We start from the raw sequence: 16,501 nt of genomic DNA, 5'->3' as shown, positions 1-16,501 counted from the left end.
TTTTTTTGAAAGGATCAGTGGATATGAAGGGTGCAATATTTGACTTAGATGGACTATTAGTTGATACAGAAAGAACTTATCGTGACGGTTGGCTATGGGGATTCAAGCAATTTGATATCGAAATACCTCAAGAAATCGTTGATACATGGGGTGGAAAAAATTGGAAACAAAGCTATGATTTGTTGATCAAAATGGCGGGAACACCGGAAATGGTACAAAAGGTTCGCGAAAAACGAGAAGAATATTTTTATCAACAACTGCATAGTGGCGCTATCCAATTAAAACCTCATGCAAAAGAAGTATTGAAAGAATTGAATGACCAAAAACTCATTCTTGGTCTCGCAACGACGACGGTAACAAAACGAGCAAACAATATTTTGGATCAATTTTCTTTGAAGCCTTATTTTCATACATATACCTTTGGGGATGAAGTGTCTGAAAATAAACCTTCACCAATTCCTTATCTAACTGCGCTAGAGCGGTCGGGATTGACAGCGTCAGAAGCCTTTGCAGTGGAAGATTCTTTGGTTGGTGCGACCGCCGCATCACGAGCAGGAATGGGTGTTGTTTTGATTCCAGATTCAAGCTTTGATCGGGCTTATACCGAAAGAGAAAAAGCAGATTTATCGATCTTAGCAGAAGGTACCGATCTTTTGATCGTGTTGGAGATGTTAGAAAAACAAAAAGGAAAAAAATAAACGGCTGGAAATCCAGTGCCACCAACGATTTTTTTATTGATCAATCGACTGAGTGCATATTTTTTTAAATTTCTTGCTTGACTTTTTGTTTTCACTTAGATAAAGTGTTCTCAACAACAAAATATGGATTCGTTGATAAGGAAAGTAAACTTGGAAACTTCAAAGAGAGGCTCTGGTTGGTGGAAAGAGTCAAGTAAGAAAAGTTGAAAAATGGCCTTGGAGAATAACTTGTCGATAAGTAGGCAAGTTCGGAAATGTCTGACCGTTAAAACGGACAACCAATCTCTCGTAAAGAGATGTTGGATCGAGGGAAGGAAACTTCCGAATAAAGGTGGTACCACGATACGTCGTCCTTTTATCAGTAGATTTATGCTGATAAAAGGATTTTTTTTATATTTTTTGCGTTGAAATAGTAAGTACAAATACAAAAACCTTTAACAGAGAGCTTCGGTAGCTGAGAAGAAGCAAGGCGGCATGTTTGGAAAATGGCTATTGAGCAATTCACCCCGAGCAAAATTGTGAGACGGTGACGGTCGCAACCGTTAGCTTGCTAGAGTATGATTGTACTCGAAGAGGAGTTACATGTAAGTGTAACTTGAACATGAGGTGGTAACACGCAAAAAGGCGTCCTCAAGAAAGTGATGAGTCATTTTCTTGAGGATGCCTTTTTTTATCGTCAAACCGAAGGAGGAGTAAAAATGATTGAATTACAAGCAATAAATGTTTCTTTCCAACAAAAAGAAAAGACGATCCAGGCAGTGAAACAGGTGGATCTTTCGATTGCTAAAGGGGATGTTTACGGAATCGTAGGTTATTCAGGTGCTGGGAAAAGTACGCTGGTTCGTGTCATGAACCTGTTACAAAAACCAACAAGTGGCAAAGTCATCATCAATGGAACAGAGCTAGGAAAACTATCCCCGAAAGAATTACGAAAAGAACGAAAATCGATCGGGATGATTTTTCAACATTTTCACCTAATGGAAAGTCGCACGATTTTTGACAACGTCGATTTCTCGTTGAAATATACGAAAAAATCGAAACAGGAGCGTCGTCAAAAAGTTAATGAGCTTTTAACATTAGTCGGGTTAGAAGAAAAAGCTACTGCGTATCCAAAACAACTTTCAGGAGGACAAAAGCAAAGAGTTGCTATCGCTCGTGCATTAGCCAGTGATCCGCAAGTATTACTTTGTGATGAGGCAACGAGTGCCTTAGATCCAAAAACGACCCATCAGATTTTAGCTTTATTGAAAAAACTGAATCAGCAATTAGGGTTGACAATCGTTTTGATCACACATGAGATGCAAGTCGTTAAAGAAATCTGCAACAAAGTAGCTGTGATGGAAAACGGGGAAGTGATCGAACAGGGAAGTAGCGTTCAGATTTTCAGTGCACCAAAAGAAGTTTTGACGCAAGAGTTTATCCGGACAGCCACCCACGTTGACCAAGCATTAGAAACGATTCGCTCGCATCGTGCTTTTGCAGATCAGTTGACCAATAAATGGTTAGTGGAATTGAGTTATGTGGGCACACAAACGAATGAACCGTTGATCGCACAACTTTATAGCAAATACCAAGTCAGTGCGAATATTTTATACGGCAATGTAGAACTATTACAAGAAACCCCATTAGGACGATTGATCGTTACTTTATCAGGAGAGATCCATCAACGAGAAAAAGCCTTGGCTTATCTTATTGAATCCGGTGTACAAGCAACGATTTTACAAAAAAATGGCGCAAGTAAGGAAATGAAAGTGATTCAAGGAGGACGCTGATATGACCCATTTCTTAGAAACCTATTTACCTAATGTCTATTTGATACCCGATGAATTTATTGAAGCGACGAAACAAACGTTGTATATGTCTTTTTGGACCGCGTTGATCGGAGGTGCGATCGGTCTTGGTTTTGGGATCGTATTGGTTGTGACACGGCCCCAAGGATTGCTTGAAAATCGCTTGCTTTATGAGGTACTAGACAAGGTCATCAATGTTGTCCGCTCGATTCCCTTTATCATTTTACTTTCTTTACTGGCATTGACGACTCGCTTTTTAGTCGGTACTACGATCGGCGCGAAAGCTGCTTTAGTCCCTTTGATCTTTGGTGTTGTGCCATTTTTCGCTCGACAAGTGGAAAATGCGTTGTTAGAAGTAGATCCTGGAGTGATTGAAGCAGCCGAATCTATGGGAACCAGTCCAATAGGGATCGTTTTTAGAGTCTATTTGATCGAAGGCTTGCCAGGGATCATTCGTGTCTCTGCATTGACGATCATCAATGTCATTGGCTTGACTGCTATGGCAGGAGCAGTTGGGGCAGGAGGATTAGGAAACCTAGCTATTTCTCGTGGGTATAATCGTTTTCAAACAGACGTGACTATCGTCGCCACTTTGTTGATCTTGATCCTTGTTTTCTTAAGTCAATGGATCAGCAATTTATTGATCAAAAAAATATCACATTAAACTGGAGGAATCATCATGAAAAAACTCATTCGTTATACAGTACTTGCTTTTGTTGCACTTATTTGGTTGGCTGGCTGTAGCCAAGGCAATGCCGAAACAGACACAAAAAAACAAACGACAGTAAAACTTGGGATTATTGGAGAGGACACTGACGTTTGGGATGATGTCAAGGCACGTTTAGCAAAAGAAGATATTGACTTAGAATACGTGAAATTTACCGACTATAATCAACCGAATGCTGCATTAGCAGATGGCTCGATCGATCTCAATGCTTTTCAACATCAATTCTTTTTAGACAATTACAATACGGAACACGGAACGGATCTAGTCTCGATCGGCAACACAGTGAATGCACCTTTAGGGATCTATTCCAATACGATCCAATCCATTGATGATATCAAGGATGGCGCAAAAGTAGCTATTCCAAACGACGTCACAAATGGCGGACGGGCGTTGCTATTGCTACAAACAGCTGGTTTGATCAAAGTTGATCCAGCGAAAGGCCAAACGCCGACTACTTCAGATATCACTGAAAATACAAAAAAACTAGACATCTCTGAACTGGATGCCTCACAAACAGCTCGTGCATTGAATGACGTGGATCTTTCAGTGATTAACAGTGGTGTGGCAGTCGATGCAGGATTGAACCCAACGAGTGATGCTATCTTTTTAGAACCTGTCGATGACAGTGCCAGACCATATGTCAACATCATTGTAGCAAGAAAAGAAGATGAAAATAACGAAATCTATCAAAAGATCGTTGACACCTATCAAACGGAAGAAACAGCAAAAGTGATCGAAGAAACATCAAAAGGATCAAGCGTACCTGCCTGGGAAACATTTGGTGAAAAATAAAAAGCAAACTGGAGGAAGCCAATATGACAACATCTACTTTAACAACACATTCTTTTAAGGAAGCAATCCAGCAACGATTAGCTGAATATCAAGCATTAGCACTAGATATCCATGACCATCCTGAGGTAAGTAATTATGAGTTTTATTCCTCAGATGCTTTGATCAAACAATTAGAAAAAGAAGGATTTTCTGTCACAAAAGATGTTGCTGGTCATCGAACAGGATTTGATGCTCGTTACGCTTCAGGAAAACCAGGACCAACGATTGCTTTTTTAGCAGAATTTGACGCTTTACCAGGAATCGGTCATGCTTGTGGACACAACTTGTTTGGTACGTATTCTGTCTTAGCTGCCAGTGTCTTGCGCGAACGAATTGCTGAGATTGGTGGAGAGATTCGGGTATATGGCACACCTGGAGAAGAGGGAGGCGAAAACGGATCAGCTAAAGGAAGTTTTGTACGGGAAGGCTTCTTTGAAGATGTGGATGCAGCACTTTGTGTCCATCCTGCATATCGTTACGGCAAAACGACAGAATCATTAGCGAATGACCCGGTGGACATCAAGTTCCATGGTGTTGCTTCCCATGCAGCTGCCGCACCAGATAAAGGAGTGAATGCCTTAGAAGCGTTGATTCAAGTGTTTAATGGAATCAATGCGTTGCGCCTGCAACTGCCAAAAGACGTCAGTATCCATGGGATCATCACGGATGGGGGAGTCGCTGCGAATGTGATTCCCGAATACGCAGCAGGTCGATTCTACTTACGAGCAAAAAATCGTCAGACATTGAATGAGGTGTATCAAAAAGTCGAAAATATCGTGAAAGGGGCGGCTTTGAGTACGGGAACAAGTTATGAATTTGGATTGTTCCAAAATTCTGTCGATGATGTGATCGTGACGCCTTCATTTGATGCGCTGTTCTTCAGTCATGCGAATGCAGCAGGTGTACCTGATGAAGAAATCGAAACAAAAGAACAAACAAGTCTAGGTTCTTCTGACGTTGGTAACGTGAGCCATGTGATTCCGACGATCCAACCAACCGTCTCGATTGCTGATGAATATATCGCCGGTCATTCGGAAGAATTTAAAGCAGCTGCTCGTAGTGAAAAAGGACTAGCTTCGATTGCCATTGCTGCTGAACTATTGGCAAATACTGCATTAGATCTATTTGGAAAGCCAGAACTTCTAGATAAAATAAAGCAGGAGCATCAAGCAATCCTTGCAAAAAAATAACGGAAAATGATGGATGGGTGAAAGGACTAGATCGTTATGAATCAAAACATTTGTTTTCAGAAAAAATACATTTAGATTGACAAATTGGACAGATGCAGGTAAACTTCATGAAAGTTCACTTTTCACCCAGTAGTAGTTTTGGTGTTTTGTTCAGAAAGTCGGTGGTTGCTGCGAACCGACCAAGCCAATTCTATGAATTACAGGAAAAGTTTTAACAATTAAATCATTCAAATCAAAGTGAAAAACAGATCTGTTTTTAATTAAGGTGGTACCGCGGAGAAATTCGTCCTTAGTTGAAAACAGATCTTTTTGTCTTTTTTTTAGGGAGGAAACGCAGATGAATTGTGGCGGAGTCATTCGATATCGAAGCTTTTTTAAGACGTAACAAACTTAAAAAAGGAGAATGGATATGGAAAAAATAAAAAAACCTAGTTTTATAGAAGCAGTGAGTGTATTAATAATTATCGTTGCAACGATAGCAGCCGGAGTAGTTGGCTTTAAGATTTCACCGAATATCGCGATTTTGATTGCTATTGGTATGGTCATGGTCTACGCAGTAGTGAAGAAACAGCCAACCGATCGATTACATGAAGGAATCATCAACGGTCTCAAACCGGGGATCATCCCGATCTTTATCTTTATTTTAGTCGGCGCATTGATTGCGGTCTGGATCCAAGCTGGCATCATTCCAACGTTGATGGTCTATGGCTTTAACATCATTAGTGTCCCATGGTTTGTGCCTTCAGTTTTTGTTGTGTGTGCCATTGTCGGCAGTGCAGTCGGTAGTGCCTTTACTGTCATGTCAACCATCGGTATCGCCTTTTTCGGTATCGGCACAACGTTGGGATTGACCCCCGCATTAGTTGTCGGTGCTATTGTTTCTGGGGCAGTTTTTGGAGATAAGATGTCGCCATTATCTGAATCGACAAATCTGGCAGCAGCCATTGTTGATGCGGATCTATTTAAACATATCAAACATATGATGTGGTCAACACTTCCGGCATTTATTGTTTCTTTGATTTTGTTTGCATTTTTAGGACATACAGATAAAGGTGCCAGCTTGACAGAAATCCAAAATGTAACAACTATTTTAGAAAACAACTTTACGATTTCGATCTGGTCTCTAATCCCTTTATTCTTGATGTTGGTTTGTGCTTGGAAAAAAGTTCCAGCGATCTTAACGATCCTGTTGAATATTGCCGTAGCAGTTGGAATGATTTTTATCCAAGATCCAAGCACTTCCTTCTCAGGACTAGCGACAGTCCTCGAATCTGGTTTTCTATCTGAAACAGGAAACACGCAAATCGATGCGTTACTTAGCCGCGGTGGGATCGAAAGTATGATGCCTACAGTTTCCTTGATTATTCTGACGCTTTCATTAGGCGGTTTATTGATCGAATTTGAGTTGATCTCTACAGTTATGGAAGTGGTATCGAAGAAAATGACGACGATACCTAAACTGATTTTTACGACACTAATGACAAGTATTGGTGTCAATCTGTTTATCGGTGAACAGTTCTTATCTGTGATCTTACCAGGAAATGCGTTCAAAGAAACATACAAAAAAGCAGGACTTGATCCAACTGTTTTGAGTCGTACCTTAGAAGATGGAGGGACAGTCATCAATTACCTTATTCCTTGGGGGATTGCCGGTAGTTTTGTTGCCAGCACGTTTGGAATACCAACGATGACCTACTTACCATTCGTATTTTTCAGTTTGCTTTCTCCCGTCTTTTCAATGGTCAGTGCCATTACTGGTTTAGGTATTGCAAAAAATAATGAAAAGCAGGAACAATTGAACGTTGTGAAGGAAACGATATAAACTCAAAAAAATAGTCACCCAATCAGCGGGGGGCTATTTTTTTTTGGATAATCAATGGATTGACTTATCAAGTGAACGTATCGATGAAGTGAAACAACATCTGTTCAAGTGTCGTTGCAAAAAAACGAGGGGGATCTTTTTGGACGAATGGTTCATTCAGGCTCAAAGTTCTCTAAAAAGATTAATAAAAACCAGCTAGAAAGCTCAAAGATCCATCAAGTGATCTCGTATTTTCTAGCTGGTTCATGGGGAAGTTTTAGTTATCTATCTTTACCATCAATCATATCGAAGAAAAAGGCTCATTTTTTATCGTAAAGACATCTTTTTTCTTTTGATAGCTAAAGAAAATCACCGCATATAATAAAGCTGTCAAGACCGTTACACCAATTGAATTTGTCATGAGTATCCCAATCAAGATCAAGCTTAACGCGATCAAAGCAAATAAATTAAAACTTTTGGCTTGCCAAGTGCCTTTCTTCAATGCTAAACGAAAAGCGGCAGCGCTGATCATTAGCCAAATCACGAGTACCGTATAAGAAAGAGAACCGGCTAAGTAACCGAAAAGTTTGTCACCTACGAAATAGGAAAGGATGACCCCTAGATATAGCACGCTGGTACAAAATAATACAGCACGTTGTGGCACATAATGTTTGTTCAACTTTGCCAGTTTCTTGGCGGTGCCTTTTTTGTCTTTCAAACGGAAAAACAAGAGACGAGAAGAAGCATAAACGCCAGAATTGATCGATGAAAAGAGTGCCAAGACAATGACGAAGTTCACGATATCACTAGCAAAAGGGATATTCATCTGTTCAAACACCAAGACGAACGGGCTAACCGCAGAACCAGCTAAAGTATTCCAAGGGAAAAGAATCAGCAATAAGAAAAGCGGAATAATATAGAAGGAAACAATTCGGCCCATGACCCCTTTTATCGCTTTTGGTATGGCTTTTTTAGGATCGTCCGCTTCACTGACAGTAATTGCAATCAATTCTGACCCACCATATGAATAGATAACGACAAGTAATGAACTAACGACCCCTTTTAATCCATGGGGAGTAAAGCCACCGTGATCAGTCAATTGACTTAATGTAGGAAAAATTCCAGTTCCTAACATTTGTTGTCCGACGAGATATAACCCGAAAAGAATCATCAAGATAATGACACTGATCTTCGCAAAAGCCAACCAATATTCGGTTTCAGCAAACAAGCGGACAGAATAAAGATTGATCAGAGTCGTTAAAATAGCTAAAAGTAAGATGAAACACCATGCAGGAACATGCGGAAACCATAATTGTAAGAAGGAAGCTGCTGCTACAGCCTCAGCGATGATATTGATCATCCACATGGAATAATAGACCCAGTCGACGAAATCCGCAGAATGATTACCTAAATAAGGGCGAATCAAGCCAGATAATCCATGTTGTGTATCCCCACCGTCTAAAACTAACTTACCCAGACCACTCATAACAATAAATAAAATACCACCACCGATCAAAAAAGCAAGCAAGACCGCAGGACCAGCGATCCCAATGGCTTCACCACTTCCTTTGAATAAACCAGCACCAATTGCACCACCCAAAGCAAGCATCGTGATGTGTCTGGAGCTTAGCTGTTTTTTTAATTTTGTTTGTTCTGTACTTTCCATCAAAAACCCTCTTTTCTAAAAACATGAATGAAAAAACAAATAGGTTATAAAATAATATTCTCTATAATAACAAATTGTCTGACAATTACAACTATTCTGAAAACTTTTTTGTAATTTTTAATGAAACAATCATAGAACTCTTATCTGTTTTGATAATTATTGTTATATTTCTATAAAAAATAACTTGAAACGAAAGCGTTTCATTCGCTTTTTCCTTTCATGCAGGGCTATTATAAGAGGAAACCCATAATTAATAGGATTGTTTTGAGTAAGTAAAAATAAGGAGTTGATAACTATGAGCCAACACGAACGATTGCTTATAGCGAAAAATAAGGCGTTATATTTTTTCCCATACGTACAAACAATGGACGTCATCTCAGCAAAAGATTTGATGGATGATTTCTTTATGTCATCGTTCCAACAGCAACTCGATCAATATAAACTAATTATTTTTTTAGATTATGGATTTGATGTGGCATTTGCTTCTCGTATTCGACCGTACACAAATGCGAAGATCATCCTCTTCTTTTGGAACCATTTTAAAGAAGAACACCTTCAATTATTGAAGAAAGCAGAAGCAGAACCAGCAATTGATGACATTTACCATTTTGATATTTTAGAAGCAAAAGAGTTAGGGATTAAACACAATAGTTCTTTTTATTCAAAAGAGATGGAATTACCAAAAGCTGAAGTCACGACTGATCTGTTCTTTGGAGCAACTGATAACGGCAGAAAACAACGAGCAGATGATTATCAAGCCGCATTTGAACAGTTAGGTATTTCAACAAACTTTTATATTTTACCAAGTCGTGGAAATGATCAAGAAGGGTATCTGACCTATACAGAATATTTACAAAAGACGAATGGTTCGACCGGTATTTTGGAATTGTTGCGAGAAGGTCAAAGTGGTGTGACTTTACGAACATTTGAATCTATTTTCTTCCAAAAAAAATTAGTCACTGATAACAAAGCGATTTCCGGGTATCGTTTCTACAATCCACAAAATATTTTCTTGTTGGAAGAAAGGAATTTGGATGAACTTCCTGCCTTCTTAGATAGCCCTTATCAAACCGTCGATCGTGAGATCATCGAATTTTTTGATGTAGAAAATTGGTCACAGCGGTTTATCGATTATGATCCTGAAGTATTTTCTATCTATGAATATAGCGGTATTGAAGCACGTTAGATATGATATAGTTAAAGAAAAACACGTTGTTCAATCATCGCAGAAAAAGGAGTCTCAGAATGAAATTACTTGCAGCAATCGATTCGTTTAAAGGTAGCGCATCGTCTATTGAACTCAACCAAGCAGCATTGCAAGGCTGGGGGGAGGCGGAACAAACAGTCAATCAACCTATCGCAGATGGTGGCGAAGGAACTGCTGAAGTGATTTACGCTACTTTAGGTGGGGAATGGCGAACACTTTTTTGTCCAGATTTGCTCTTTCGGGAAAAAGCATGTCGTTATTTACTGACACAAAAAAAGAACCGTAAGTTAGCCATCATTGAATCGACGGAAGTCATTGGATTGGACTTGTTGACCGAACCGACAGATCAAACGATCCGGTTAGCTTCAAGTTTTGGTTTAGGAGAGTTGATCAAAGATGCTTTGGATCAGCAAGTAGACGAAGTTATCGTAACATTAGGTGGTAGCGGTTGTTCTGATGGAGGCTTGGGTTTATTGCAGTCATTAGGGGCGAAACTAAATGGCGTTACAGAAGGGAATCCTTTGTTATCCATCGAGACAATCGACGTCTCTCAATTAGAGCGAATCGAGCAACGATTAACGATCGCAGCGGACGTTACGAGTCCTTACACTGGCAAACAGGGTGCGACTCAACTATTTGGGAAACAAAAAGGTGGTTCACCAGAAACTCTAGCATATTTGGAAGCCCAAGCAGAAAAGATCGTTGAACAAATCAAAGAAAGCACAGCAATTGATTTGAATAAACTCGCTGGCAGTGGCGCAGCGGGTGGAATCGGAGGCGCTCTAGCCATTGTCGGGGCTACGATGAAAGCAGGTTTTATGACTGTCTCTGAGTTAGTAGACTTAGAAGATAAAATCAAATCAGCCGATATCGTGATTACAGGAGAAGGACGGATCGATCAACAGACAATTCATGGGAAAGTGCCTTATGGTGTAGCTTCTTTGGCAAAAAAACACAACAAAAAAGTTGTAGCGTTCTGTGGGAGTCGGGAAAAAGATTTAGGTGAATTAACGACGATCCTTCCTAGTGTATTTAGTATCCAAACTGGCCCAACTTCTCTTGATAAGGCATTGGATCATCAAGAAACACTAGAGAACGTCAGACTGCTTTCACAGGCAATCAGTGGCTTGTTTCAATAATTTATTGGTTGACAGTCTTAAAACACCTATGGTAACCTAGTGGCAAATAAAGACAAAGTGAGGGATCCGCGCATTGAAAAAGTAAGTCAATTTGTTGAAGCTGCATTTTAACTATACCTTGTTCGTTCAAGGGGATAGTATGCAGATTTTCAGAATTGGCTGTTTTCAATGAGTGGGTCTCTTTTTGTACTCATCTTCTTTGACCAGTTCTGAAAATAGGACTGGTCTTTTTTATAACGAGGTGAAGATAAATGTCTAAAATCGAAATCAAACAATTGACGTTTGGCTATGACAGCCAAGACGATCTGTTATTCGATCAAGCAAACTTAAATATTGATTCCACATGGAAATTAGGACTGATTGGTCGAAATGGTCGTGGCAAAACGACGTTATTAACTATTTTGCAAAACAAACTACCTTATCAAGGACAAGTGACCCATCAACAAGAATTTGTCTATTTTCCACAACAGGTCAGGGAAACGAATCGACTAACCTATGATGTGTTGTTAGAAGTTTCAGATTGTGAGTTATGGGAGATCGAGCGTGAGCTGATGTTGATGCAGGCAAATCCGGAAATTCTCTGGCGCCCTTACGATTCCCTTTCCGGCGGAGAAAAAACAAAAGTATTGCTGGCTCTCTTATTTACCGATGAGCTGCATTTTCCACTGATTGACGAACCAACAAATCACTTAGATGTGATTGGGCGTCAGCAAGTAGCTGAATACCTGAATAAGAAAAAACAAGGGTTTATTGTTGTCAGTCATGATCGTCAGTTTATTGATGAAGTCGTTGACCATCTTTTGGTCATCGAAAAAAGTCAATTAGTGATCTATCAAGGAAATTATTCCGTCTACGAAGAACAAAAGCGTAGAAAAGATGAATTTGAGTTAGCACAAAACCAAAAAATCAAAAAAGAAGTCGGACGTTTGAAAAAAACCGCAGCTGAAAAAGCGGAGTGGGCTAACTCTCGAGAAGGAGACAAAACAAAAAAACGTGTTGGCTTTATTGATACCGAAGCACGGCGTGTCAATCGTGGCGCAATTGGAGCGGATGCTGCTCGTACAATGAAACGTTCAAAAGCGATCGTCAATCGGATGGAAACTCAAATTAGTGAGAAAGAGAAATTATTGAAAGATCTAGAGTCGATCGATTCATTGAATATGTGCCCAAATCAGTCGCATCATAAACGCTTATTGACAGTAGAAAATCTACAATTAGGCTATGAAGAGATGTTATTCGATCCTATCAGCTTTAGCATCGAGCAACAAGAGTGTGTGGCAATAACTGGACCTAATGGTAGTGGTAAATCATCGATCATCCAGTATTTACTTGGGGAATTTACTGGTCAATCCAAGGGGGATGTCACACGTCCGGCAACAATCAGCATCAGTTATGTTCGCCAAAACTATGAAGATAACACCGGAACATTAACAGATTTTGCGCAAAAGAATCAGCTAGACTGGGAACTCTTTTTAAATAATCTTCGTAAATTAGGAATGGAAAGAGACGTGTTTCATACCTCCATTGAAAACATGAGTATGGGGCAAAGAAAAAAAGTGGAATTAGCCAAATCATTTGCACAATCCGCAGATCTTTATATCTGGGATGAGCCATTGAATTATCTGGACGTGTTCAATCAAGAACAAATCGAGCAGCTTTTAGTACAAGTCAAACCAGCGATGTTGATCGTCGACCATGACCAGCGATTCTTAGAAAAAGTCGCAACGAAAAGAATCGACTTGAGAAGAAGAGAAACACACATTTGAATCACTAAGGCTAATCGAACGTCGTCGACTCCAAGCAGATGATCCATTTGGACTGAAATTGTATGATAAAATTGAAAGAGCATAAAATAAAGGAGAGTTATCTAATGTTATATATTACTAGACATGGCGAAACGACTTGGAATGCTCAAGGCTTAGTTTGTGGCCATGCAGACATCGAATTAACAGAAAAAGGTAAACAACAAGCAGAAAAACTCGCTGAAAAAGTTGCAAACTTGGAAATACCGATCACCAAGATCATACATTCCCCTTTGCAACGCGCAAGAGATACGGCACAAGCGGTAGCCAAAAAAGTCAATCTACCTATGACAGTGGATGAACGACTGATCGAGATGGATTTTGGGGATTATGATGGGCGTCCTAGCGAAGACGAAGACTTTCAACGTGCACGCCAAAATTTTGCGGTACGTTTTCCAAATGGGGAATCGGTTTTAGATGTGTATGCACGGATCACTCCTTTATTGAAAGAGTGCTTAGAAGATGAGGACAATGTCTACTTGCTTGTTTGCCATAATGCACTGATCCGAATCATCAATGCCTATTTTCATCCGATGGCAAATGACACATTCTTTGACTTTTTTGTTGAAAATACGGAATTAGTTACCTTTGACTAGCTGTTTTTATTCTTGGCGTAACAAGAATAACTAGAGGATGTTATCGTAAATTTTCTACTATATAAAATATTTTTTCTTTTCATGAAGATTATTTCACATAAGTACGCTTTCATGGTATAATTTCATAGGAATACAAAAAGAGAGGAAGAAATTTAATGTTATCAAAAAAATTATCTTTATTAGGTTTAACAGCAACAGCACTTTTGGCTTTAGGAGCTTGTGGTGCTGACAACAATGATTCATCTAATTCTAGTTCAGCTTCATCAACAACAGAAGTAAGTACAACAGAAAGTTCAGCAGATGTTGTATCAACAGCTTCAATCAGTGATGATCCAGCTGTTTTAGAAAAAGCAATGTCAGCTGACGGTAACTGGATCGTTGCAGCAACAGGTGATGTGACATTCTCAAATGATGTAACTATCGCAGGCGAATTCCATGACAAAGATGATGCAAGTGCAGACATCTACCGTAAAATTGCTTTGTACTCACAAGACGATGACCGTAACGTAACTGCTGAATACACAATCACTGTTCCAACATTGATCGTTGAATCAGAAAACACAAATATCGTTCACGGAACAATCAAAGGTGACGTACTTGTAAAAGCGAACGGCTTTGTATTAGACGGAGCAAAAGTAGAGGGTAACGTAACATTTGAAAAACAAGAATACCAAGATTCAGCAAAACTTGACGAAAACGACGCATCAGTAACAGGCGACGTAACAGTTAGCGAATAATCTTATAGTCATAAAGACATCTAAAGCAGAAATCCTTCTGTTTTAGATGTCTTTTTTCATTAAAAAACATCCGATATCAATCCTTAGTGATACGACCATAGGCATAGTGAGAAGTTTTACATAAAAACAATTGAGTGAAAAAACGTATATAACAAAAAAGAGAGTAACCCTATGATAGAAAATAATATGAGGGAACAGATATTCATAGATAAAGGAGCGTATATGAAGAAACGACTTTGGTTAGGTGTATTAGTAGTAATTATTTTAGGAGGAATTGGAGGAAAAATGTATATGGATAAAAGAGAAGGAGATCGTCAAGAACTGTTGGAAATACAGAAAGATCTGGCGAATTATGTATATAATAATTATCGTCTCTATGTAAACAATCGGGAGAAAGAAGAAGAAATTTTCAGAAAGTATGACCGCGGACAAGGTGAAATGACAACGGAAGAATATTTGAAAGCATTGTTGGAGGTCAGAGAATATGAGGAGATAACTAAAATTGAATTTACTGGATATTCCATTGATCCAATGAATTCATTAATTATCTATTTCACAGTTAATGATGTCTATCAAGAAGAAGTATGGTTAGATACAAGGTCAGCAGAAACAGACAAGTTCATTTATACAATAACTAATAGTACAGGTGAGGGTCCCTATTATATCACTGAAAAAGAAGCAAAAACTCAACTTGTACTCCCTGATGATCAAATTATATACTATAGGGGAGGGATAGACTAATGGACCAAAATAGAAAGATATCTAAATTTGTATATCGTATCGAAAACGGTCTAGTAAAAATCGGTAAACTAGTAAAAGGGACTCAATTTATCGTTATAGATACAATAGATACAAATAAAGACAAAATCGGCAATGAATCTAAGCCAAAGAAAAATAGTATGCAAGCAATGGTAGTTGCTAAAATAAAAGAGGAATATCTTGGGTACAATGAAGAGCAATTAAAAAAAGTACCTGGCTTCCCCGACTCCGTCATCACCAAAAACCTTACGATTGCTTACGCTGGCACGACTTCGCTCAAAGATTGGCATACAAACCTTGAGGAAATTGGTGAGAGAAATCAACGGTTATGACGTATTACCTATTCATATAATTATCTTTTATTGTAGAAGTACATAACTATGAAAAAAATATATATTACATAAAAATTCCAGAATAAGCGAGAAGCTTAGTCTGAACATATATAGAACAAGATAGAATCTGAAAGGAGGAGCTATGAAGAAACGACTTTGGTTAGGTGTATTAGTAGTAATTATTTTAGGAGGAATCGGAGGAAAAATGCATATGGATAAAAGGGAAGAAGATCGCCAAGAATTGCTGGAAATACAGAAAGATTTGGCGAATTATGTGTACAATAACTATCGAATTTATACGAGAGATAGTGAGAAACAAAAGGAAATCGTAGAAGAATATCAAAAAGAAGGAGGAATAACAACGGAAGAATATTTAGAAAAAATGTTGAGTATCAGAGAGTATTCGAATATTGAGAAGATAGAATTTACTGGATATTCGGTTAGTCCGATGAATTCATTAGTGATCTATTTCACAGTTAATGATGTTTATCAAGAAGAAGTATTGTTAAACACAATATCTGCAGAAACAGATAAGTTTATTTACAGAATAACTAGTGGCAGAGGTCAGGGACCTTATTTTATTGATGAAAGAAAGGAAGAAAAAGGGATTGATATCTCAGATGATCAAATTGTTTATTATACAGGAGGAATAAATTAATGGATCAAAATAGATACTTATCTGAATTTATATATCAATTAGAAAGTAGCAAGGTAAATTATGGTGATAAACCTCTTGGAACAAACCATATCGTTATAGGAACTTTAAATACAGATAAAGATAAAATAGGTAATGAATCTAAACCAAAGGAAAACAGTATGCAGGCAATGGTGGTCGCTGAACTTAAGGATCAGTACAAGGCATTTGATGATGAAGAGCTGATGAAAGTCAATGGCTTCCCCGACTCCGTCATCACCAAAAACCTGACGATTGCCTATGCTGGCACGACTTCGCTCAAAGATTGGCATACTAACCTTGGGGAAATTGGTCGAAGTAATAAACACTCAAATGGTGCATTTGCTTCTGCCTTGAACTATGCCCGTGAAATTGAAAAGCAGTATCCCAAATCAGATGGCTATACGATCTCAACGACAGGACACTCATTAGGTGGCGCTAAAGCACTTTTTGTCGCAGCGATCAATGGTTATGATAGTGTGACGTACGGCGCGGCAGGACCAGGGCTTGCACAAGCCTTATTCGATAATCACAACGGTACCCTGATCAATAT

15 protein-coding genes, 1 pseudogene and 2 other annotated features are annotated in these 16,501 nt (G+C 38.8%); of the genes and pseudogenes, 15 read left to right on the top strand and 1 reads right to left on the bottom strand.

What is annotated here, in order from left to right; translation table 11 throughout:
- The first annotated feature begins 23 nt into the window (after nucleotides 1-23).
- The 6 genes from ACH0AK_RS10775 (at nucleotide 24) to nhaC (ending at nucleotide 7,058) form a co-directional block, all read left to right on the top strand.
- On the top strand, nucleotides 24-698 hold the full coding sequence (locus ACH0AK_RS10775) for an HAD family hydrolase (protein WP_010734725.1): 675 nt from the start codon (nucleotides 24-26) through the stop codon (nucleotides 696-698).
- A 123-nt stretch (nucleotides 699-821) separates the two neighbouring features.
- Nucleotides 822-1,056, top strand: a binding site (T-box leader).
- Between the two features lie 37 nt (nucleotides 1,057-1,093).
- Nucleotides 1,094-1,333, top strand: a binding site (T-box leader).
- Nucleotides 1,334-1,396: 63 nt separating this feature from the next.
- Complete coding sequence (locus ACH0AK_RS10770; RefSeq protein ID WP_010734726.1) at nucleotides 1,397-2,470, top strand: methionine ABC transporter ATP-binding protein; 1,074 nt, start codon at nucleotides 1,397-1,399, stop codon at nucleotides 2,468-2,470.
- A gap of 1 nt (nucleotide 2,471) precedes the next feature.
- On the top strand, nucleotides 2,472-3,152 hold the full coding sequence (locus ACH0AK_RS10765) for a methionine ABC transporter permease (protein ID WP_023520129.1): 681 nt from the start codon (nucleotides 2,472-2,474) through the stop codon (nucleotides 3,150-3,152).
- A gap of 15 nt (nucleotides 3,153-3,167) precedes the next feature.
- On the top strand, nucleotides 3,168-4,007 hold the full coding sequence (locus ACH0AK_RS10760; RefSeq protein ID WP_137072702.1) for a MetQ/NlpA family ABC transporter substrate-binding protein: 840 nt from the start codon (nucleotides 3,168-3,170) through the stop codon (nucleotides 4,005-4,007).
- A 23-nt stretch (nucleotides 4,008-4,030) separates the two neighbouring features.
- Nucleotides 4,031-5,236, top strand: a complete 1,206-nt coding sequence (locus ACH0AK_RS10755) for a M20 family metallopeptidase (RefSeq protein ID WP_499796892.1) — start codon at nucleotides 4,031-4,033, stop codon at nucleotides 5,234-5,236.
- 409 nt (nucleotides 5,237-5,645) lie between these two features.
- Complete coding sequence (nhaC, locus tag ACH0AK_RS10750; RefSeq protein ID WP_023520127.1) at nucleotides 5,646-7,058, top strand: Na+/H+ antiporter NhaC; 1,413 nt, start codon at nucleotides 5,646-5,648, stop codon at nucleotides 7,056-7,058.
- Between the two features lie 280 nt (nucleotides 7,059-7,338).
- On the opposite strand, the gene ACH0AK_RS10745 is transcribed toward nhaC, so the two are convergent.
- Nucleotides 7,339-8,703 carry an amino acid permease gene (locus tag ACH0AK_RS10745; protein WP_010734731.1) on the bottom strand — a complete coding sequence of 455 codons (1,365 nt, stop codon included), beginning with the start codon at nucleotides 8,701-8,703 and terminating at the stop codon, nucleotides 7,339-7,341.
- 295 nt (nucleotides 8,704-8,998) lie between these two features.
- Here ACH0AK_RS10745 and ACH0AK_RS10740 point away from each other — a divergent pair, with 295 nt between their 5' ends.
- The 9 genes and pseudogenes from ACH0AK_RS10740 to ACH0AK_RS10700 all read left to right on the top strand — a co-directional run.
- On the top strand, nucleotides 8,999-9,889 hold the full coding sequence (locus ACH0AK_RS10740) for a WaaS/CpsH family glycosyltransferase (protein WP_010734732.1): 891 nt from the start codon (nucleotides 8,999-9,001) through the stop codon (nucleotides 9,887-9,889).
- Between the two features lie 59 nt (nucleotides 9,890-9,948).
- Nucleotides 9,949-11,049 carry a glycerate kinase family protein gene (locus ACH0AK_RS10735; RefSeq protein ID WP_010734733.1) on the top strand — a complete coding sequence of 367 codons (1,101 nt, stop codon included), beginning with the start codon at nucleotides 9,949-9,951 and terminating at the stop codon, nucleotides 11,047-11,049.
- Nucleotides 11,050-11,300: 251 nt separating this feature from the next.
- Complete coding sequence (locus ACH0AK_RS10730) at nucleotides 11,301-12,815, top strand: Lsa family ABC-F type ribosomal protection protein (RefSeq protein WP_499796891.1); 1,515 nt, start codon at nucleotides 11,301-11,303, stop codon at nucleotides 12,813-12,815.
- A 104-nt stretch (nucleotides 12,816-12,919) separates the two neighbouring features.
- Nucleotides 12,920-13,447, top strand: a complete 528-nt coding sequence (locus ACH0AK_RS10725) for a histidine phosphatase family protein (protein WP_010734735.1) — start codon at nucleotides 12,920-12,922, stop codon at nucleotides 13,445-13,447.
- A 155-nt stretch (nucleotides 13,448-13,602) separates the two neighbouring features.
- On the top strand, nucleotides 13,603-14,184 hold the full coding sequence (locus ACH0AK_RS10720; RefSeq protein WP_019723609.1) for a polymer-forming cytoskeletal protein: 582 nt from the start codon (nucleotides 13,603-13,605) through the stop codon (nucleotides 14,182-14,184).
- A gap of 171 nt (nucleotides 14,185-14,355) precedes the next feature.
- Nucleotides 14,356-14,925 carry a hypothetical protein gene (locus tag ACH0AK_RS10715; RefSeq protein WP_023520124.1) on the top strand — a complete coding sequence of 190 codons (570 nt, stop codon included), beginning with the start codon at nucleotides 14,356-14,358 and terminating at the stop codon, nucleotides 14,923-14,925.
- Nucleotides 14,925-15,266, top strand: a pseudogene (locus tag ACH0AK_RS10710) (triacylglycerol lipase); the annotation flags it as partial. The gene ACH0AK_RS10715 and the pseudogene ACH0AK_RS10710, both read left to right, overlap by 1 nt.
- A 151-nt stretch (nucleotides 15,267-15,417) precedes the next feature.
- Nucleotides 15,418-15,933 carry a hypothetical protein gene (locus tag ACH0AK_RS10705; RefSeq protein ID WP_023520122.1) on the top strand — a complete coding sequence of 172 codons (516 nt, stop codon included), beginning with the start codon at nucleotides 15,418-15,420 and terminating at the stop codon, nucleotides 15,931-15,933.
- A partial coding sequence (locus ACH0AK_RS10700) for a Tle-like phospholipase domain-containing protein (protein WP_499796890.1) occupies nucleotides 15,933-16,501 on the top strand: 569 nt, incomplete at its 3' end. The genes ACH0AK_RS10705 and ACH0AK_RS10700, both read left to right, overlap by 1 nt.

This window comes from Enterococcus pernyi (assembly GCF_045371165.1).
Taxonomy (GTDB): Bacteria; Bacillota; Bacilli; order Lactobacillales; family Enterococcaceae; genus Enterococcus_B; species Enterococcus_B pernyi.
Note: the sequence above shows the minus strand (reverse complement) of the source record. Positions and strands in the feature narration are given on the sequence as shown.

Coding starts and splice junctions, on each gene's coding strand:
- ACH0AK_RS10775 (WP_010734725.1), top strand. CDS start 24: ATGAAGGGTGCAATATTTGACTTAGATGGACTATTAGTTGATACAGAA.
- ACH0AK_RS10770 (WP_010734726.1), top strand. CDS start 1,397: ATGATTGAATTACAAGCAATAAATGTTTCTTTCCAACAAAAAGAAAAG.
- ACH0AK_RS10765 (WP_023520129.1), top strand. CDS start 2,472: ATGACCCATTTCTTAGAAACCTATTTACCTAATGTCTATTTGATACCC.
- ACH0AK_RS10760 (WP_137072702.1), top strand. CDS start 3,168: ATGAAAAAACTCATTCGTTATACAGTACTTGCTTTTGTTGCACTTATT.
- ACH0AK_RS10755 (WP_499796892.1), top strand. CDS start 4,031: ATGACAACATCTACTTTAACAACACATTCTTTTAAGGAAGCAATCCAG.
- nhaC (WP_023520127.1), top strand. CDS start 5,646: ATGGAAAAAATAAAAAAACCTAGTTTTATAGAAGCAGTGAGTGTATTA.
- ACH0AK_RS10745 (WP_010734731.1), bottom strand. CDS start 8,703: ATGGAAAGTACAGAACAAACAAAATTAAAAAAACAGCTAAGCTCCAGA.
- ACH0AK_RS10740 (WP_010734732.1), top strand. CDS start 8,999: ATGAGCCAACACGAACGATTGCTTATAGCGAAAAATAAGGCGTTATAT.
- ACH0AK_RS10735 (WP_010734733.1), top strand. CDS start 9,949: ATGAAATTACTTGCAGCAATCGATTCGTTTAAAGGTAGCGCATCGTCT.
- ACH0AK_RS10730 (WP_499796891.1), top strand. CDS start 11,301: ATGTCTAAAATCGAAATCAAACAATTGACGTTTGGCTATGACAGCCAA.
- ACH0AK_RS10725 (WP_010734735.1), top strand. CDS start 12,920: ATGTTATATATTACTAGACATGGCGAAACGACTTGGAATGCTCAAGGC.
- ACH0AK_RS10720 (WP_019723609.1), top strand. CDS start 13,603: ATGTTATCAAAAAAATTATCTTTATTAGGTTTAACAGCAACAGCACTT.
- ACH0AK_RS10715 (WP_023520124.1), top strand. CDS start 14,356: ATGATAGAAAATAATATGAGGGAACAGATATTCATAGATAAAGGAGCG.
- ACH0AK_RS10705 (WP_023520122.1), top strand. CDS start 15,418: ATGAAGAAACGACTTTGGTTAGGTGTATTAGTAGTAATTATTTTAGGA.